Source organism: Streptomyces sp. NPDC059224, assembly GCF_042754285.1.
GTDB lineage: Bacteria > Actinomycetota > Actinomycetes > Streptomycetales > Streptomycetaceae > Streptomyces.
Window position 1 is genome coordinate 142,351 of sequence record NZ_JBHZAN010000012.1, and the last position, 18,534, is coordinate 160,884.

The 18,534-nt window shown below is 70.8% G+C and carries 17 protein-coding genes, 1 pseudogene and 1 riboswitch; of the genes and pseudogenes, 9 read left to right on the forward strand and 9 right to left on the reverse strand.

The features are described from left to right. Positions 1-139: 139 nt before the first annotated feature. Positions 140-376, forward strand: a pseudogene (locus tag ACFXI4_RS15035) (ATP-grasp domain-containing protein); the annotation flags it as partial. Here ACFXI4_RS15035 and ACFXI4_RS15040 read toward each other — a convergent pair. Beyond that, a complete protein-coding gene (locus tag ACFXI4_RS15040; protein ID WP_384990729.1) occupies positions 306-596 on the reverse strand; it encodes a hypothetical protein in 291 nt (96 codons plus the stop codon). The pseudogene ACFXI4_RS15035 and the gene ACFXI4_RS15040 overlap by 71 nt on opposite strands. 128 nt (positions 597-724) lie before the next feature. On the opposite strand from ACFXI4_RS15040, the gene ACFXI4_RS15045 reads away from it, so the two are divergent. Continuing rightward, positions 725-1,531: an HAD family hydrolase gene (locus ACFXI4_RS15045; RefSeq protein WP_384990558.1), complete on the forward strand. Its 807-nt coding sequence runs from the start codon at positions 725-727 to the stop codon at positions 1,529-1,531. A 9-nt stretch (positions 1,532-1,540) separates the two neighbouring features. Here the strand turns inward: ACFXI4_RS15045 and ACFXI4_RS15050 are convergent, their stop codons facing one another. After that, on the reverse strand, positions 1,541-2,029 hold the full coding sequence (locus tag ACFXI4_RS15050) for a transglycosylase SLT domain-containing protein (RefSeq protein WP_384990560.1): 489 nt from the start codon (positions 2,027-2,029) through the stop codon (positions 1,541-1,543). A 5-nt stretch (positions 2,030-2,034) separates the two neighbouring features. Further along, positions 2,035-2,230: riboswitch (cyclic di-AMP (ydaO/yuaA leader) on the reverse strand. Positions 2,231-3,442: 1,212 nt separating this feature from the next. Here ACFXI4_RS15050 and ACFXI4_RS15055 point away from each other — a divergent pair. The 5 genes from ACFXI4_RS15055 to ACFXI4_RS15075 all read left to right on the forward strand — a co-directional run bounded on the left by ACFXI4_RS15055 (position 3,443) and on the right by ACFXI4_RS15075 (position 9,013). After that, positions 3,443-4,501 (forward strand): polyprenyl synthetase family protein, encoded by a 1,059-nt coding sequence (locus ACFXI4_RS15055; protein ID WP_384990715.1) that lies wholly within the window; start codon positions 3,443-3,445, stop codon positions 4,499-4,501. Positions 4,502-4,622: 121 nt separating this feature from the next. Further along, on the forward strand, positions 4,623-5,558 hold the full coding sequence (locus tag ACFXI4_RS15060; protein ID WP_384990563.1) for a CHRD domain-containing protein: 936 nt from the start codon (positions 4,623-4,625) through the stop codon (positions 5,556-5,558). Between the two features lie 259 nt (positions 5,559-5,817). Further along, positions 5,818-7,047, forward strand: a complete 1,230-nt coding sequence (locus ACFXI4_RS15065) for an outer membrane lipoprotein carrier protein LolA (protein WP_384990566.1) — start codon at positions 5,818-5,820, stop codon at positions 7,045-7,047. Between the two features lie 72 nt (positions 7,048-7,119). Beyond that, positions 7,120-8,127 (forward strand): ABC transporter ATP-binding protein, encoded by a 1,008-nt coding sequence (locus ACFXI4_RS15070; RefSeq protein ID WP_384990569.1) that lies wholly within the window; start codon positions 7,120-7,122, stop codon positions 8,125-8,127. After that, complete coding sequence (locus ACFXI4_RS15075; RefSeq protein WP_384990572.1) at positions 8,114-9,013, forward strand: ABC transporter permease; 900 nt, start codon at positions 8,114-8,116, stop codon at positions 9,011-9,013. The genes ACFXI4_RS15070 and ACFXI4_RS15075 overlap by 14 nt, the downstream gene beginning before the upstream one ends. On the opposite strand, the gene ACFXI4_RS15080 is transcribed toward ACFXI4_RS15075, so the two are convergent. Further along, positions 9,003-9,608: a flavodoxin family protein gene (locus tag ACFXI4_RS15080; RefSeq protein WP_384990574.1), complete on the reverse strand. Its 606-nt coding sequence runs from the start codon at positions 9,606-9,608 to the stop codon at positions 9,003-9,005. The two genes, ACFXI4_RS15075 and ACFXI4_RS15080, sit on opposite strands and share 11 nt — an antisense overlap. Positions 9,609-9,850: 242 nt before the next feature. Here ACFXI4_RS15080 and ACFXI4_RS15085 point away from each other — a divergent pair, with 242 nt between their 5' ends. Beyond that, positions 9,851-11,188: a tetratricopeptide repeat protein gene (locus ACFXI4_RS15085; protein WP_384990577.1), complete on the forward strand. Its 1,338-nt coding sequence runs from the start codon at positions 9,851-9,853 to the stop codon at positions 11,186-11,188. An 11-nt stretch (positions 11,189-11,199) separates the two neighbouring features. Here the strand turns inward: ACFXI4_RS15085 and ACFXI4_RS15090 are convergent, their stop codons facing one another. The 3 genes from ACFXI4_RS15090 to ACFXI4_RS15100 form a co-directional block, all read right to left on the reverse strand. After that, positions 11,200-11,664 (reverse strand): VOC family protein, encoded by a 465-nt coding sequence (locus ACFXI4_RS15090; protein WP_362717498.1) that lies wholly within the window; start codon positions 11,662-11,664, stop codon positions 11,200-11,202. A 31-nt stretch (positions 11,665-11,695) separates the two neighbouring features. Next, entirely contained in the window at positions 11,696-12,661 is a 966-nt protein-coding gene (gene rarD, locus ACFXI4_RS15095) for an EamA family transporter RarD (protein WP_384990580.1), read from the reverse strand. A gap of 169 nt (positions 12,662-12,830) precedes the next feature. Then, a complete protein-coding gene (locus tag ACFXI4_RS15100; RefSeq protein ID WP_384990582.1) occupies positions 12,831-13,682 on the reverse strand; it encodes an SDR family oxidoreductase in 852 nt (283 codons plus the stop codon). A 173-nt stretch (positions 13,683-13,855) separates the two neighbouring features. On the opposite strand from ACFXI4_RS15100, the gene ACFXI4_RS15105 reads away from it, so the two are divergent. Then, the gene (locus tag ACFXI4_RS15105; RefSeq protein WP_384990718.1) at positions 13,856-14,194 is read left to right on the forward strand and encodes a winged helix-turn-helix transcriptional regulator; all 339 of its coding nucleotides are present in this window, start codon (positions 13,856-13,858) and stop codon (positions 14,192-14,194) included. A gap of 141 nt (positions 14,195-14,335) precedes the next feature. On the opposite strand, the gene ACFXI4_RS15110 is transcribed toward ACFXI4_RS15105, so the two are convergent. From ACFXI4_RS15110 to ACFXI4_RS15120, 3 genes are all read right to left on the reverse strand, one after another. Next, on the reverse strand, positions 14,336-15,397 hold the full coding sequence (locus ACFXI4_RS15110; protein ID WP_384990585.1) for a 2-oxoacid:ferredoxin oxidoreductase subunit beta: 1,062 nt from the start codon (positions 15,395-15,397) through the stop codon (positions 14,336-14,338). After that, complete coding sequence (locus ACFXI4_RS15115) at positions 15,390-17,318, reverse strand: 2-oxoacid:acceptor oxidoreductase subunit alpha (protein WP_384990587.1); 1,929 nt, start codon at positions 17,316-17,318, stop codon at positions 15,390-15,392. The genes ACFXI4_RS15110 and ACFXI4_RS15115 overlap by 8 nt, the downstream gene beginning before the upstream one ends. Positions 17,319-17,518: 200 nt before the next feature. Then, positions 17,519-18,226: a LuxR C-terminal-related transcriptional regulator gene (locus tag ACFXI4_RS15120; protein ID WP_384990590.1), complete on the reverse strand. Its 708-nt coding sequence runs from the start codon at positions 18,224-18,226 to the stop codon at positions 17,519-17,521. Positions 18,227-18,534: the final 308 nt, after the last annotated feature.

Below are 18,534 nucleotides of genomic sequence, written 5' to 3' on the forward strand. Positions count from 1 at the left end.
CTAAAGAGTTCGCAATGTCCGAATAGGCGTTGTCGGAGGGTGCAATTCCGGCTCAGCGTCCTTCGGGGGACACGAACGGGGTGGATCCGGTCCGTACAGGGGGACCCCTGGGGGGACCGTGGCCAGGAATGCCGTCAGCATGCCGCTCGACGCGGATCGCGACGTGCCGGGCCTGATCGTCAAGTTCGGCGACGGTCCGCCGCATCCCGGCGGGGTCGGCGCGCTTCGCAGTCCGGGACGCCTCGGCGTTCCCATGTACGCGATCGCCGAGGACGCCTGCACACCGGCGGCCACCGCCCGTTACCTCACACGGGCGTTCGTATGGCCGACGACGGGAGCAGCTCGTGACCGGCGTCCAGTTCGGGGGCGTCGCCGTCCTCGTCGAACCAGAGTCCGAGCCGCCTGGTCTCCTCGGTGCACAGCGCACCGCCGACCGGGTCCCCGGGGCAGTCGCCCAGCCGCTCGAAGCCGTCGATGAGCCGGCAGGCGCAGTTCCAGCCTGCCTCGCCGGGGTCCGCCGCGTCCCGGTCGCCGCCTCCAGCAGATGCGCCCGGAAGTCCTCCGGTCCGTCCGTCACCACGCCGCTCCAGCCCCATCGGTACCGCCGACCCACCGAGAACGTAACGCGCGCCACCGGCAACGCCCCATCGCCGATACGGCGGGCGCCATTTGAGGCCGAAACGCACAGTGAGTCTCAGGGGCGTGCTGTCCGTATTCTCTGATCATGGTCGCACCCACCCCGTACTCACTGATCGCCACCGACCTGGACGGCACACTGCTGCGTGCCGACGACACCCTCTCCGAACGGTCGCTCGCCGCGCTCGCGCGGGCGGGCCGGGTCGGCGCCCGGCATCTCGTGGTGACCGGCCGCCCCGCGCCGAGAGTGCGCCCCCTCCTGGACGACCTCGGTTGCACGGGACTCGCGGTCTGCGGCCAGGGCGCCCAGCTCTACGACGCCGGCGCGGACCGGCTGCTGTGGTCGGTCACCCTGGACCGGGAGCTGGCCGAGACCGCCCTGGGCAAGATCGAGGCCGAGGTCGGGCAGGTGTACGCGGCGGTCGACCAGGACGGCGTGGACGGGCTCACGCTCATCGAGCCGGGCTATCTGATGCCCCACCCCACGCTGCCCGCGCTGCGCGTGGGCCGGCGGGACGACCTGTGGTGCGCGCCCATCAGCAAGGTGCTGCTGCGCCACCACACCCTGTCGGACGACGAACTGGCGGCGACCGCGCGCGCGGTGGTGGGATCGCTCGCGACGGTCACCATGTCGGGGCCGGGAACGGTCGAGCTCCAGCCGTGCGGGGTGACCAAGGCGACCGGGCTGGCACTGGCCGCCGACCATCTGGGGCTGAGCCCCGAACGGGCCATCGCCTTCGGGGACATGCCCAACGACATCCCCATGTTCGACTGGGCGTCCTACGGGGTGGCCATGGCCAACGCCCACGCCGAACTCAAGGCGGTGGCCGACGAGATCACCCTGTCGAACGAGGACGACGGCATCGCCGTCGTCCTCGAAAGGCTCTTCACCTGACGGCGCCGGTCAGTACGCGCCGTGCACGTTGTCGATCGAGCCGTACCGCGCGGCGGCGTAGTTGCAGGCGGCGGTGATGTTCGCGACCGGGTCGTAGACGTCGAACGACGTGCCGTCCACGTGGTAGGTCTTGAACGTCGGGTCGATCACCTGGAGCAGGCCCTTGGAGGGGATGCCGGCGGCCGCGTTGGAGTCCCAGAGGTTGATGGCCCGGGGGTTGCCGGAGGACTCACGCATCACGTTGCGGTAGATGCCGTTGTAGCTGCCCGGAATGTTCTTTTCGGCCATGATCGCGAGCGACTCGCGGATCCAGCCGTCGAGGTTGTTCGGGTACCCGGCGAGCGTCGTGGACGCCGTCGAGGTGGTGGACGTGGCGGCGGAGGCGGCGGTCGCACCGATGAGCGGGAGGGCGAGAACGGCGGCGCCGGTACCGGCGACGGCGAGCGTGCGGATGACGCGGTTACGGCGGGGGCGGCGGTGCTGAGGGGCAGCAGACATGTCGTGGTTCCTCTCCGTCGCCTGCGGGGTGAGCTGTCGGGTTCGGGCTCGGGGAGTTCCCGGTCGCACCGCCCTGAGGCGAGGCGACTTCACCCCTAGCCGTTCCGGTACGACGTCCGTCGGTGACGTCGGTCGCCCGGTCCGGCGACTTACCTGGTTCCCCCGCTCCTGCCGTGCGAATGGACTCGTTGATGGTCGCGACGGGCGGCGGCAGGATTTGGCGTCCGCCCGGTGAGCCGGAACGTATGCGAGAGCACATGTCCGGAACAAGTACCTGATTCCCCCAACACGCCGATTGACCTTGGTCTGAGTCGTATGGGGTACTTGATCCTTTGCGGTTGCCAAGCCTCAACTCGCCAACAGGAAAAGGAGAGAGAGGGTCGCCTTACCGCCTCGGTGGCACTCAGGGCCACGTGACCCACTTCACGAAGTGGCAATTACGGCGAATCGGACAAAGGGGGATTGATTGAATCCGCCTTTTCGGGTGTCGAGGGAATAGCCCCGCTCCGCCATTTGTATGGATTGCCTCGATTGGAGCGAGTGAAGTGGTGCACATCACAAGTGATTCCATGAATTGTCCGAATTGCCTTGTTAAGCGGAATTTCGCTTCGAGGTGAGCGGACCGACGGACCTGGGCGGGTGGATGCCGAGGTGCCGGGAGTTCCCGTGTGGCGGTACGTGATTCCGGTCACGCCGAGGGCGGGGCGCAGGCGTCACGACTCGACGGCGGCCGAGCGATCGTCCATGCGCGTGTGTCCTCCGTGAGAGCGGAACCTCCGCCCCGTCGCGCGTCGTTGTCCTGGCGGCCGTCCGGGGATTGGGGGTCGCGGCGAGCGTCATGAGCGGCCCGGGCGCGCGGGTCCTCGTCCCGAGGGGGACGCGTCCCGAGGGGTGCCGACCGCGGGAGCCCCCGACCGTGTTCACGCCCTCGTCCGTGCCGAGGCCGCGCCGTCGGCTGCTCGCGGGTCGTGAGTCCGCCCGCACCGCGCCGGCCGGGACCGGGCCCCACGCGCGCCCGCGCGCATGTCTGATCGCGCATGTCTGATCTCGTGGAGGAGGGGGCATACGGGGGTGGATCGGAACGCGGCGGACCGCGGAAGGGGTACCTCCGGGCAGGTGACGTCGGCAGGAGGTGGCGCGACCGTCCACGGACGGAGGTCTGCGGGACGATCCGCGGCCGGACCCGGTGTCGGTGCTGGTCCGGGATCCGGTTCAGGACCCGGTCCGGGACACGGCTCGCCCCCTGGTTCGGGACAAGCACCAGCACATCCTGTTAAGTCATTGCATGTCAGGTCGTATCAGCTGATCAAGAACATACCGGTCGTGATCCGATAGTGCCCGAGGTGTAACGGTGGGCGCCCTCGGTGATCGAAACCTGACCGGATACGCTGACTTGAGTGATGGCAGCGACCTATCGACAAACCATGTAACCGCCAGTGGACACCAGCAGACAGGAGACCCCTCGTGACCGTCGGGCCGTTCGGGCTGAGCGTGCGGGACCAGGCTCTGGAAGCCGATGTCCAGGCCGGATTGACGGCTGTCGAGGAGGGCTTGCTAGAAGCCACCAAAAGTGAGGTCCCGTTCATCACGGAAGCCGCGCAGCACCTCGTGCGGGCCGGCGGGAAGCGGTTCCGGCCCCTGCTGGTGATGCTGGCCGCGCAGTTCGGTGACCCGTACGCGCCGGGCGTCGTGCCGTCGGCGGTGGTCGTCGAGCTGACCCATCTCGCCACGCTCTACCACGACGACGTCATGGACGAGGCGGCCGTGCGGCGTGGTGTCGACAGTGCCAACACCCGCTGGGGCAACTCGGTCGCCGTCCTCACCGGTGACTTCCTCTTCGCGCGCGCCTCGCAGATCCTCGCCGACCTCGGACCCGAGGCGGTGCGGGTCCAGGCCCTCGCGTTCGAGCGGTTGGTGACGGGTCAGATCCTGGAGACGGCGGGTCCTTCGGACGGGCGTGACCCCGTCGACCACTACCTCGACGTGCTCGGCGGCAAGACCGGCTCGCTGGTGGCGGTCTCCTGCCGTTTCGGCGCGATGATGTCCGGTGCCGACGAGACGGTCGTGGACGTCCTCACCCAGTACGGCGAACGCCTCGGTGTCGCCTTCCAGCTCGCCGACGACGTCCTGGACATCGCCTCCGACTCCCACGAGTCCGGCAAGACCCCGGGGACCGACCTCCGCGAGGGCGTCCCCACGCTTCCGGTGCTGCGGCTGCGGGAGCGGGCGGCGCGGCTCGGGCTGCCCGACGACATCGCGCTGTGCGAGCTGCTGGACTCCGACCTCACGGACGACGTTCGGCACGCGGAGGCCCTGGCGGCCCTGCGGGCGCACCCGGCGCTGGAGCAGGCGCGCCGGGACACCGTCCGGTACGCGGAGGAGGCCAGGGCCGCCCTGGCGCCGCTGGTGGAGTGCGACGCGAAGGTGACGCTGCTGGAGCTGTGTGACGCGGTGGTGCACCGGGCGGGGTGACCCCCGGTTCTGTGGCGCAGGTCACATTGCTGGACTGAGTCCAGTCTGAGATCAGTTCCGTACCTCTCCCCAGAAGCCGACGCAGGGGGCGTCGGCTGACCTAGGGGGAGAAAACGGAATCATGGTCATCAACGCAACGCGTCGCAGGACCCTCGTCGCCGCCGCCGTCGCCGTGTCCGCACTCGGCGGTGCCGCCGTCCCGGCGTACGCCGCCACCAGCCACAGTTCCGCCCGTCACGGCTCCACCGGCTCCGTCGTCCTCGTCGCCAGCCTGCGCGGTGGCAACGAGATGCCCGTCGCCGGTGGGGCAGCCGTCGGGGACAAGGACGGCGTCGCGCTGGAGTTCATCCAGGTCAAGGGGGACAAGGTGACCGTCGCCGTGACCTGGCGCGGTACCGGCAGGCCGACCGACCTGCACATCCACCAGGGCGCCAGGGGCACCAACGGCGGTGTGAGGATCGGCTTCGGAAGGTTGCTGAAGAAGGCCAAGGGTCACACCGTCACCGGCAGCGTCAAGGTCGCCGACAAGACCCTGCTGAAGGGGCTCACCACCGATCCCGGGGGTTTCTACGCCAACCTGCACACCGCCGACTTCCCTGGCGGGGCGGTCCGCGGCCAGCTGCACGCGGTCACCACCGTCACCGACCTCAAGGGCGGCGGCCTGCAGGCCTCCGTCGTCACCGGCAAGCAGATCTACGAGTGCAAGGCGGCCGAGGGCGGCCACGCCTTCGCCCAGCGGGACGTCAGTGCCAGGCTCGGCGGCGGAATCCGGCACTCCTTCGTCGCCCCCGGCTCCGGCACCCCGCAGTGGGTAGCGCCCGACGGCAGCGCGGTCACCGGGACGGTCCTGACCAGGACGCCGAACGGCGACGGCAACGTGCCCGAGCTGGACCTCAAGGCCGCGCAGTCGGGCAAGAAGCACGGGCTGCTCGCCCGCACCGGCGAGGTCCTGCGCCTGAACACCGTCGGCGGCGTCGCCCCGGCCGGCTCCTGCACTCCGGGTGCCGTCGTGGGGGTCCCCTACCAGGCCGACTACGTGTTCGTGCGACAGCACTGACCGAACGGAACACGTGACAGAAAGCGACCGCAGGCGCCTCCGCCGCACGACCCCTACGGGTCGGGGCAGGCGCCTGCGCCCTTGTGTCATACCGCAGTCGTACGCGGAGTTGGCTCCCGGGTCTGACGCTTGAGAGGCCCGGATTTGGTGAGATGGAAACCACGGAAATCACCACCACTCACCGTTTCGGGTGAGAATGGCGGCTCAGGGTGGGACACGTGCGAGCACAGCCGCCGCCGACGACGGAGGTAAGGCACACATGGCACCGAACGAAACCGAGGACAGCACGGGGGCCGCGCAGGCCGACGACGAGCTGCGCGCCGAGCGGCGGCGCAAGGCCGCGCGATACGTCGTCCCGGTCGCGGTCGTGGGAGTGGCCGCTGCCACGATCGGTCTGGTCCCGGCGCTCGCCGACTCCGGCGACCCCGACCTGCCGAAGATCACCGCGCAGGAACTCATCAACAAGATCGCCAAGTCGGACGTGCAGCAGCTGTCCGGCACCGTGAAGATCAGCACCGACCTCGGCCTGCCCGACCTCGGCGGTCTGGAGAGCGGCCTGCTGTCCGGCGCGGCCCAGGGCGGCGGCGACGGTTCGTCCGCCGACCCGTCGGCCAAGCTCACCGAGCTGGCGTCCGGCACGCACACGCTGCGCGTGGCCGCCGACGGCCCCGAGAAGCAGAAGGTGTCGCTGCTGGAGAGCGGCGCCGAGTACAGCCTCATCCACAACGGCACGGACGTGTGGGGCTACGACAGCAAGTCCAACGAGGTCTACCACTCCACCGCCGCCGGCTCCGGCAAGGCCGACCGGCACGAAACCCCGGCCACGCCCAAGGACTTCGCCGACGAGGTCCTCAAGTCGGTCGACGACACCACCTCGGTGAAGGTCGACGGTACCGCCCAGGTCGCCGGTCGTGACGCCTACCGGCTGGTCATCAAGCCGAAGCAGTCCGGTACGACGGTCGGCGCGATCAGCATCGCGGTGGACGCCAGGACCGGTACCCCGCTGAAGTTCACCCTCACGCCGTCGAGCGGCGGCGCGGCCGTGGTCGACGCCGGCTACACCCAGGTCAGCTTCTCCGAACCGGCCGCCTCGACCTTCGATTTCACCCCGCCCAAGGGCGCCAAGGTGACCGAGGCGCAGAAGGGCGACAAGGGCGACGGGATCACCAGGGCGCCCGGCCGGAGCACGCCCGGCCAGAGCGCTCCGCAGGAGCTCGGCAAGAACGGCTTCGACGTCCTCGGCGAGGGCTGGAACGCCATAGCCGTCATCGACTCCGGCGACAAGGGCGGACTGCCCAGCGGCTCCGCTTCCGGCGGCGGTGACCTGGGCGGCTTCCTCGGCTCGCTCGGCGACCCGGTCTCCGGCAAGTTCGGCAAGGGCACGGTCTTCTCCACCCGGCTGATCAACGCCCTGATCACGGACGACGGCAAGGTGTACGTCGGCGCGGTGGACAAGGCGGCCCTGGTGAAGGCGGCGAACGCGGGGTAACAGGGACGGGACGGGTCCCCCCACCGCGCCCACTGCCCCCTGCCTGTGCCGCACGACGAATCGAGGGAGCCGATGGACCGACCGTCCGCCACCGAGCGGGAGCCGGAGGACCAGGGGCAGGACGGTCCGGGGCGAGGCGACCCTGCTCCCGCGGGCGTCATCGACACCCGCGGCCTCACCAAGCGCTACCGCGGCGGACAGCTCGCCGTGGACGGTCTCGACCTGACCGTCCCGGCGGGCAGCGTCTTCGGCTTCCTCGGGCCGAACGGCTCCGGCAAGACCACCACCATCCGCATGCTGATGGGCCTGATCACACCCACCTCGGGCACGGCCCGGGTCCTGGGCCGCCCGATGCCGCGCGCCTCCCGCGTCGTACTGCCGCAGGTCGGGGCCCTCATCGAGGGTCCGGCGCTGTACGGCTTCCTCTCCGGCCGCGACAACCTGCTGCGGTACGACGCCGCCGACCCGACCGCCGACCCGCGCACCCGGCGTACCCGCGTCCAGACCGCGCTGGACCGGGTGGGCCTGACGGCGGCGGCCGCGAAGAAGACGAAGGCCTACTCCCTGGGCATGAAGCAGCGGCTGGGACTGGCCGCCGCGCTCCTCCAGCCCCGTAAGCTGCTGGTCCTGGACGAGCCGACCAACGGCCTCGACCCGCAGGGCATGCGGGAGATCCGTTCCCTGGTGCGGGAGCTCGCCGGGGACGGCACGACCGTCTTCCTCTCCTCCCACCTCCTCGACGAGATCGAGCAGGTCTGCACGCACGCGGCCGTGATGGCGCAGGGCAGGCTGATCACCCAGGGCGCGGTGGCCGATCTGGCGGCAGGGGCGCGCGGCCGGCTCGTGGTGACCACCCCGGACGCCGGCGAGGCGGCCCGGGTGCTGAAGGAACAGGGCGTCGTGGACGTCGTCACCACCGAGGACCGGGTCACCGGCGAGCCGCCCGAGCGGGACCTTGCCGAGATCAACGCCGCGCTCGTCGCGGCGGAGGTGCGCGTACGCGGTTTCACACTCGAACGGGCCTCACTGGAGGACGCGTTCGTGGCGCTGACCGGGGAGGGCTTCGATGTCGCGGGCTGACGGGGCGGTCGTGGACGGACCGGCCGGCGGACCGGCCGCACGGCCGAATCCGCTGTGGACCCTCGGTCTGCTCCGCAGCGAGCTGGCCGTGACCCTGCGACGCTGGCGCACCCTCGCACTGCTCGGCGTACTGGCGGCCGTACCGGTCCTGATCGGGATCGCCGTCAAGATCGAGACGCAGGGCGACGGCCGGACGAGTGGGGGCGGGGGCGGCGGCCCGGCCTTCATCGCGCAGATCACCAACAACGGACTGTTCCTGGTGTTCACGGCACTGGCCGCGACCCTCCCGTTCTTCCTGCCGATGGCCGTCGGGGTGGTGGCCGGGGACGCGGTCGCCGGCGAGGCCAACGCGGGCACCCTGCGCTATCTGCTGGTCGCGCCGGCCGGCCGCACCCGTCTGCTGCTCACCAAGTACGCGACGACGATGGCCTTCTGCCTGCTGGCGACCCTGGTGGTGGCCGCCTCCGCCCTCGCCGTCGGCGCGCTCCTCTTTCCGCTCGGCGCTCTGACCACCATCTCCGGCACCCAGATCTCGTTCGCCGAAGGGCTCGGCCGGGCCCTGCTGATCGCCCTGGTGGTGGCCGCCTCCCTGACCGGCATAGCGGCGCTGGGCCTGTTCGTCTCCACGCTGACCAGCAGCGGCATCGCGGCGATGGCGACCACCGTCGGCCTGCTGATCACCGTTCAGATCCTCGACCAGATCCCCCAGCTGCACGCGCTCCAGCCGTACTTCTTCTCGCACTACTGGCTGTCCTTCGCCGATCTGGTGCGCGACCCCGTCTACTGGGACGACCTGATCAGGAACCTGGAGCTGCAGGCCCTGTACGTGGCCGTGTTCGGGTCGGCGGCCTGGGCACGGTTCACCACGAAGGACATCACGGCGTAACGGCGGCGGAGGCCTCGGCCACCGCGAAGCGGGCCAGGGGCGCCTCCCCGGCGAAGAACTCCTCGGCCCGCGCCAGCGCCTCGGTGTCCTTGAGGACATCGCCTCGCGCGCTGCCGTTGCCGAGCAGCACCCCGCCGAAACGCATGCCCAGGTAGGCGGCCGAATTGCCGAGCATCCCGGCGTACGGGTCCGCGACGGAGGGTTCGTCGTCCGCCAGCGCCGCCACCCCCCACAGGGTGCGGCCCGCCAGGGTCGCCTTGAAGTCGAGGCCCGGGGTGCGCAGCCAGCCCGACCAGTAGTCCAGGTAGCGCTTGGTGAGGCCGGACACCGAGTACCAGTACACCGGCGAGGCGATCACGATGTCGGTCGCGGCCAGCGTGGCGTCGAGCAGCAGACCGGTGGTGGTGTCGGCGGGCGCCCGTACGTGGTCGGCGTCGCGTCGCAGATCCACGAAGTCCGGCAGCGGATGGTCGGCCAGGCTGATCCACTGCTGCTCGACGTCCTCGGGCAGCTGTTCGGCGGCCCGGCGGGCCAGGAGTTCGGTGTTGCCGTCGGGACGGGAGCTGCCCAGCACGAACAGGAAGCGGCGAGTCACGAGATCCCCCCAGGTGAGCGGCGCGCGAGGAATAAAGGTGTCTGCATCTTATGTGTACGCATGTAAATTGGCCAGGGGGCCTGCTGCACCGGACACCGGGACGCCGCGGCGCCGGGACACCGGTGGACCCCTTCCTGATGCGAGGCTGTGACGTCGCGGTGACGCGTGGGCCGAGGGGACCGGCCAGACTTGACCGTACGCACGGGTACGACCGGACGGTGACGCCGGGGGAATGAGGGCCGATGTCCGGACTCAGCCGCGAGTCGAAGCGGGAAGCTCAGCAGACCGACCGGTCGGCGGAACCGGTCGAGGTCCGCGTGACGGGCGGCGCCGCGACCGTGGACGGCGTACCGCTGTTCCCGGCGCCCGGCGAAGAGCCCCAGCAGGCGGTCCTCAACCACCTCCAGCGCCTCGCCCACGCCACCGGCCGTCCTGCCCTCGCCACCGTCCACGACAGCCGCATCGGCTACGTCGTCCGCCTCCAGGTGAACCTGGACGGCTCCAGCAGCTTCACCGGCGATCCGGTGCGCATGGCCGTGCCCGGTACGCCGAACGCGCCCGTCCCCGCACAGCCCGCGCAGCAGCCCCGCCGGGACGGGCCGGCGCATCCCCTGCACGCCGTCGACGCACCGCGGACTGCGGAGGCGCAGGTCACCCGGGCGCAGGTCGCGCGGGCGCGGGCCACGGAGCCGCAGGTCGCGCAGATGCCGTCCGGGCGTGCGGCTGCCACGGACGTGGGCCCCGCCCGACAGCTGCGGTCGGTCCCGGCTCCGCCGGTGGCAGCGCCGCCCGCGCCGGGCACGGTCCAGCCGCCGACCGGAGTGTTCGGGCCGCCGCCCGTCATGGACGCAGGGCCGGCCCCTGCCGCCGTAACCGCTCCCGCACCCGCCCTCGTATCCGCTCCGGCCGCCACCGGGCCTCGGTGGGCGTCCCCGGCGGCCCCTCGCGACGAGCCCCTCCCGGAGCGCCTTGCCGAAGCCCGCCCCGAACCGCTCGTCGAACCGGCGGCCGCCCGCGTCTTCGACCCCGATCCCAGGCACACCCCCGCCCGCGGCTTCGACGCCGTCGCCGAGGAGGTGCTCGGGGACGAGCCGGTGACCGTGACCGCGGAGGGAGCCGCGCTGCTCACCGAGCCGGTGTCGCGGATCAACGAGGCCGTCCGCGCGGGCCGTATCGAAGCGGCGGCCGAACTCGCGGAGCGCACCGTCGCCGAGGCCTCCGCGACCCTCGGCGACGCTCACAGCGAGGTCCTGCACCTGCGCGAGCTGACCGCCTACATCGCCTACCTGGCGGGCGATCCGCTGCGCGCCTTCCACCTCTCCCTCGACCTCGCACGGCAGCACCGGCAGGCCCGGGACGGCGAGGGGGCGTACGGGAACGTGCGCAGCGCGGCCACCGCCTGGCGCGCGGTACGGGACCCGGAGCACGGGCTGCGCCTCGGCCGCGACCTGATCGACCTGTGGGCGCAGCTCACCACCGAGGACGGCCCGGCCGCCGACGACCCGGAGGAACTGGAGTCCGCCCGCGCCCGGATGGCCCGCCTCACCGAACGAGCCCGCCGCGCGGCCGGGAACGCCTGAGCGCCGGCCGGTCACTGCACGCAGAACTCGTTGCCCTCCGGGTCGGCCATCACCGTCCACTCCCCGGCCGGCTCGGACACATGGCGCAGCACCGTCGCGCCCAGTGCCTCGAGCCGCGCCACTTCCTGCGCCCGCTCGCCCGCCTCGCCGTGCAGGTCGATGTGGAGCCGGTTCTTGCCGGACTTCCCTTCCGGCACCCGCTGGAACAGCAGCCGCCGTCCCAGCCCCGTCCCGCGCTCCTGGTCGAACGGATCGTCCGGATGCCGTACGCCCACCAGGTCACGGAAGGCGGCACGGCCGTGGTACTCCACGGTCGCCGCGCCGGGCAACGCGCCCTGTTCCAGAAGGCGTTCGACGAGCGCGCTGTTGTCCTCGGCCAGATAGTGCAGCGCGGCGGCCCAGAAGTCGGCCTGTGCGTGCGGGTCGCGGGCGTCGACGACGAGCTTCCAGTGCAGGGGTGCGGGCGTCTGCGTCATGGCGCCCACTTATAGCCGACGGCCGTACGCCTCACACCTGACTTGTAGGAGTCTCCGCGACCGCCGGCACCGGCCGTGGTACGGACGCCGCCGCGAGCGCACGCGCGGACCGGTGGGCGGTGCGCAGCGCGTCCCAGGTGAGCAGGGCGAGCGCGACCCACACCAGGGCGAAACCGGCCCAGCGTTCGGCGGGCATCGCCTCGTGGAAGTAGAGGATGCCGAGCAGGAACTGGAAGACCGGCGCCAGGTACTGCAGCAGACCGAGGGTGGAGAGCGGGACGCGGATCGCGGCGGCGCCGAAGCAGACCAGCGGGAGCGCGGTGACGATGCCGGTGGAGGCCAGCAGGGCGGCGTGTCCGGGACCGTCGTTGACGAAGCTGGACTCGCCGTGCGCGGCCAGCCACAGCAGATAGCCGAGCGCGGGCAGGAACTGGATCGCCGTCTCGGCCGCGAGTGACTCGACACCGCCGAGGTTGACCTTCTTCTTGACGAGTCCGTAGGTCGCGAAGGAGAAGGCCAGGACGAGCGAGATCCACGGCGGCTGCCCGTAGCCCACGGTCAGGACGACCACGGCGGCGAGACCGACGCCGACCGCCGTCCACTGCGCGGGCCGCAGCCGCTCCTTCAGCAGCAGCACGCCCATCGCGATGGTCACCAGCGGGTTGATGAAGTACCCGAGCGAGGCCTCGACGACGTGCCCGGCGTTCACGGCCCAGATGTAGACGCCCCAGTTGACGGTGATCACGGCGGCGGCGACCGTCACCAGCGCCAGCCGGCGCGGCTGCCGCAGCAGTTCGCCGGCCCATGCCCAACGCCTTACCAAGGCCAGCGAGACGGCGACGAAGACCAGGGACCACGCCATCCGGTGAGCCAGGATCTCCAGGGATCCGGCGGGCTTGAGCAGCGGCCAGAAGAGCGGGACCAGGCCCCACATCCCGTAGGCGGCGAAGCCGTTCACCAGCCCTGCCCGCCGCTCACCCCTCGATATCTCGGCCACCGGCCCTCCTTACGCCCTCACGCCCCGCTCCAGCACACCGGGACGAAGGTAGCGCCGAGCACCCCCGTCTGTCATGGCCGTATCGGCATACGGTCATGACAGGCGGGGGTGCGGGCGTCACGGGGACCACGGGCCCCGCAGGTCTTCCGGGGCCTGCCGGGACCGGGGCCTACTTCAGCGCGTCCGCGACGGCCTCGGAGATCGGGGTGGTGGGGCGGCCGGCCAGGCGGGAGAGGTCGCCGGAGTCGACGACCAGTTCACCCTTGGCGATCGACGCGTCGACGTCGGCCAGGACGGCGGCGAACATCTCCGGCACCCCCGCGCCCGTCAGGATGGACTGGAGCGTCTCGCCGGGCACGGGGTTGTAGGCGATCTCCCTGCCGGACTGCCGTGCGATCTCCGCCGCGTACTCCGCGAAGCTCCAGGCGACGTCGCCGCCCAGCTCGTACGTCTGGTTCTCGTGGCCCTCACCGGTCAGCACGGCGACGGCCGCGGCCGCGTAGTCCGCGCGGGAGGCCGAGGAGACCCGGCCGTCACCGGCGGCCGCGACGACGGCGTTGTGCTCCAGCACCGGCGCGAGGTTCTCGGTGTAGTTCTCGTGGTACCAGCCGTTGCGCAGCAGGGTGTAGGGCAGGCCGGAGGCGAACAGCAGCTCCTCGGTGGCGCGGTGGTCGTCCACCAGTGAGGCCGTCAGGCTGCCCGGGGCGCTGGTGTACGCGAGGAGCGCCACGCCGGCCGCCCTGGCGGCGTCGATGACGACCTTGTGCTGCTGCGGGCGGCCCTTGTCGAACTCGTTGCCCGAGATCAGCAGCACCTTGTCGCCGGCGGCGAAGAGGGCGTCGAACGTCTCGGGCGAGTTGTAGTCGGCGACGGCGAGGGTGACGCCCCGGGCGGCGAAGTCGGCGGCCTTGGCCTCGTCGCGCACGACGGCGGTGATCTGCTCGGCCGGCACCTTCTCCAGGAGCTGGGTCACGACGTGACGGCCGAGGTGTCCGGTGGCTCCGGTGACAACGATGCTCATGGTCTGCGATCTCCTTGTGGGGTTCCGATGTCACTAACCCTAGGAGGTGCGCTAACCGCTGGAAAGTACCCACTTTGAAGTAAGGTACGGGCATGACCGTAAGTACCTCGGAGGCCGAGCACCGCAGGGACGCCCCCGCGACGGGGGCCGGCAAGTACGTCGTCGGTGAGGAGATGTGCCCTTACCGGCTGGTGCTGGAGCACGTCACCAGCCGCTGGGGGGTCCTGGTCCTGATCGAGCTCCTCGACCGCCCCCACCGCTTCAGCGAACTGCGCCGAGCCATCGGCCGGGTCAGCGAGAAGATGCTCACCCAGACCCTCCAGACCCTGGAACGGGACGGCCTCGTCCACCGGGACGCCAAGCCCGTCATCCCGCCCCGGGTCGACTACTCCCTCACCGGCCTGGGCCGCGAGGCAGCCCTGCAGGTACGCGACCTGGCGCTGTGGACCGAGCGCCGGATGGCGGACGTGACCCGCGCCCGGGCGGCGTACGACGAGGCGAAACGCGCGTGAGGGCCACGCGCCCCCGGACGCCGTGCGCCGCTGGACGTGACGCGCGCCTGAACGCGACGCGGGGCCGGACATGATGTCCGGCCCCACTCGCACCTGCCGTCCTGCGGTCGCGCCGTCCGTACCGTTCGTGCCGACCGGGTGTCAGCCCACCACCGTCCAGGTGTCGCCGCCGGCCAGCAGCGCCGCGAGGTCGCCCTTGCCGTGCTGCTCCACCGCCGTGTCCAGCTGCTCGGACATCTGGACGTCGTAGACCGGTCGTTCCACCGAACGGAACACGCCGATGGGCGTGTGGTCCAGGGTGTCCGGGTCGGCCAGCCGGGAGAGGGCGAAGGCCGTGGTGGGCGAGGGGGAACGGGCGTCGTGGACGAGGATCTCGGACTCGTTGTCCGGGGTCACGTCGACCACCGTCAGGTCGCCGGTCAGCCGGTCGCGGACGACTCCGCGAGCGAGGTCCGTGCCGAACCGGATGGGCTGTCCCTGCTCCAGGCGGATCACCGCCTCCTCCGCGGACTGCTTGTCCTTGAGGGTGTCGAAGGCGCCGTCGTTGAAGATGTTGCAGTTCTGGTAGATCTCGATCAGGGCCGTGCCGGGGTGGGCGGCGGCCTGGCGCAGCACGTCGGTGAGGTGCTTGCGGTCGGAGTCGATGGTGCGGGCCACGAAGGAGGCCTCGGCGCCGATCGCGAGGGACACCGGGTTGAACGGGGCGTCCAGGGACCCCATCGGTGTCGACTTCGTGATTTTCCCGACCTCGGAGGTCGGTGAGTACTGGCCCTTCGTCAACCCGTAGATGCGGTTGTTGAAGAGGAGGATCTTCAGGTTGACGTTGCGGCGCAGGGCGTGGATGAGGTGGTTGCCGCCGATGGAGAGCGCGTCGCCGTCGCCGGTGACGACCCAGACGCTCAGGTCACGGCGGGAGGCGGCGAGTCCGGTGGCGATCGCGGGGGCCCGGCCGTGGATGGAGTGCATCCCGTAGGTGTTCATGTAGTACGGGAAGCGGGAGGAGCAGCCGATGCCGGAGACGAAGACGATGTTCTCCTTCGCCAGCCCGAGTTCCGGCATGAACCCCTGCACGGCCGCCAGGATCGCGTAGTCACCGCAGCCCGGGCACCAGCGCACCTCCTGGTCGGACTTGAAGTCCTTCATGGACTGCCTGGCCTCGGCCTTGGGGACGAGCTGGAGCAGTCCGTCGGCGGTGTCAGTCATGGATGGCCTCCTTGAGCGCCTCGGCGAGCTGCTCGGCCTTGAACGGCATGCCGTTGACCTGGTTGTACGAATGCGCGTCCACCAGGTACTTCGCCCGGATGAGGGTGGCGAGCTGACCGAGGTTCATCTCGGGGATCACCACCTTGTCGTACCGCCCCAGGACCGCGCCCAGGTTGCGCGGGAAGGGGTTGAGGTGGCGCAGGTGCGCCTGGGCGATCGCCTCGCCGGCCCGGCGCAGCCGCCGGACCGCGGCCGTGATCGGCCCGTAGGTCGAGCCCCAGCCCAGCACCAGGGTGCGCGCGCCGTCCGGGTCGTCGACCTCGAGGTCCGGGACGTCGATGCCGTCGATCTTGGCCTGCCGGGTGCGGACCATGAAGTCGTGGTTGGCGGGGTCGTAGGAGATGTTGCCCGTGCCGTCCTGCTTCTCGATGCCGCCGATACGGTGTTCGAGACCGGGTGTGCCCGGGATCGCCCACGGGCGGGCGAGGGTCTTCGGGTCGCGTTTGTACGGCCAGAAGACCTCGGTGCCGTCGTCGAGGGTGTGGTTGGGGCCCTGGGCGAACTGGACACGCAGGTCGGGGAGTTCCGTCAGCTCCGGGATGCGCCAGGGCTCGCTGCCGTTGGCCAGGTAGCCGTCGGACAGCAGCATGACCGGGGTTCTGTACGTCAGCGCGATCCTGGCAGCTTCCAGTGCGGCGTCGAAGCAGTCGGCGGGGGTGCGGGGGGCGATCACCGGGACCGGCGCCTCGCCGTTGCGGCCGTACATCGCCTGGAGCAGGTCCGCCTGCTCGGTCTTGGTCGGCAGGCCGGTGGACGGCCCACCGCGCTGGATGTCCACCACCAGCAGCGGCAGCTCCAGCGACACCGCGAGTCCGACCGTCTCCGCCTTCAGCGCGACGCCCGGGCCCGAGGTGGTCGTCACGGCGAGCGAGCCACCGAAGGCCGCGCCGAGTGCCGCGCCGATCCCGGCGATCTCGTCCTCGGCCTGGAAGGTCCGCACACCGAAGTTCTTGTGCTTCGACAGCTCGTGCAGGATGTCGGAGGCCGGGGTGATCGGATACGAGCCGAGGAAGAGCGGCAGGTCGGCCTGGCGGGAGGCGGTCACCAGGCCGTAGGCCAGGGCCAGGTTCCCGGAGATGTTGCGGTAGGTGCCCACCGGGAACGCGGTGGTCGCCGGGGCGATCTCGTAGGAGACCGCGAAGTCCTCGGTCGTCTCGCCGAAGTTCCAGCCCGCCCGGAAGGCCGCCAGGTTGGCGTTCATGACCTCGGGATTGCGCGCGAACTTCTGCTTGAGGAACCGCTCCGTGCCCTCGGTGGGCCGGTGGTACATCCATGACAAGAGGCCGAGTGCGAACATGTTCTTGCTGCGCTCGGCCTCTTTGCGGGTGAGGTCGAATTCTTTGAGTGCTTCCACCGTCAGGGTGGTCAGCGGCACCGGATGGAGGCTGTAGCCGTCCAGTGAGCCGTCCTCCAGCGGGGAGTCGTCGTATCCGATCTTCTGCATCGCCCGTTTGGTGAACTCGTCCGTGTTGACGATGATCTCCGCGCCGCGCGGCAGGTCCCCGATGTTGGCCTTCAGGGCGGCCGGGTTCATCGCGACCAGCACGTTCGGCGCGTCCCCGGGGGTGAGGATGTCGTGGTCGGCGAAGTGCAACTGGAATGAGGAGACCCCGGGCAGGGTGCCTGCCGGGGCACGGATCTCGGCGGGGAAGTTCGGGAGGGTCGAGAGATCGTTGCCGAAGGACGCGGTTTCCGATGTGAACCGGTCACCGGTGAGCTGCATACCGTCACCCGAGTCCCCCGCGAACCGGATGATCACCCGGTCGAGGCGCCGGACGGCCTTCACGCCGCCCGGCCTGCGCTGTTCTCCCACGACGGTTCCGTCGGCCTGTTCCGTTGTCCTGCTGACCTGGCTGGTCACTGAACTGGACCTCCTTCGAGGCGGCTGTCCGGGGGCGGCCGTCCCACTGACCATCCCGAAATCAACCCTACGTCGGTTAGGGTCGCCTTCCCGTCCCGGCTCACATGATGGACGGCTTCATGAGACGACCTGTCGCCCTGACTTGTCATGATTTTCTCTCCCCCCGGCCGCCTTCCGGCTCCGACACGATGCCGGTCCCGTCAGGAGTTCAGATAGGTCAGGACGGCCAGAACGCGCCGGTGGTCCCCGTCGCTCTGGGAGAGCCCCAGTTTGAGGAAGATGTTGCTGACGTGCTTCTCGACGGCTCCGTCGCTCACGACCAGCTGCCGGGCGATCGCCGAGTTCGTCCGGCCCTCGGCCATCAGGCCCAGCACCTCCCGCTCGCGCGGGGTCAGGCCGGCCAGCACGTCCTGCTTGCGGCTGCGCCCGAGCAGCTGCGCGACCACCTCGGGGTCGAGCGCCGTACCGCCCCCGGCGACCCGCACGACCGCGTCCACGAACTCCCTGACCTCGGCCACCCGGTCCTTCAGCAGGTAGCCCACGCCCCGGCTGGAACCGGCCAGCAGTTCGGTGGCGTAGCGCTCCTCCACGTACTGCGACAGCACCAGCACCCCGAGCTCCGGGTGCGCCTTCCGTAGCCGTACGGCGGCGCGCACACCCTCGTCGGTGTGCGTCGGCGGCATCCGTACGTCCGCCACCACCACGTCCGGCATCGCGCCCTGCGTGTGGAGATCGGCGATGGTCTTCACCAGCGCGTCCGCGTCGCCGACGCCCGCGACGACATCGTGTCCGCGGTCGGTCAACAGCCGGGTCAGCCCCTCTCTGAGCAGCACGGAATCCTCGGCGATGACCACCCGCACCCTGTCCTCCACGATCTTCCGGCCCCCCACACCCCGTCCGGCGTACATGCTGCCCTGTCCGAAAGACCAGCATTCCAGCATTCGGGGCGCGGTGCGGTGCGGTCATGGCAGGAGACGAGCCAATTCGGCGGCCCGGCGCACGGGGGACACCCCCTTTCCAGCCCTTCCGGGGTCCGGCCGGAGACCGGCCGGGCCGGAGCGGGGGCGCCGGGTGAGGTCCCGGGAGCGTGGCCTCAGGGACATGGGCCGAACGGGTCCCCGCCCCCGCCGATGCCCCTGGTGCCCCCCGATGTCCCCGGGGGTCTCTGGCGGCTCCCCGGTGCTTCCCGGTGCTCCCCGGTGCTCTCCGGTGAAGG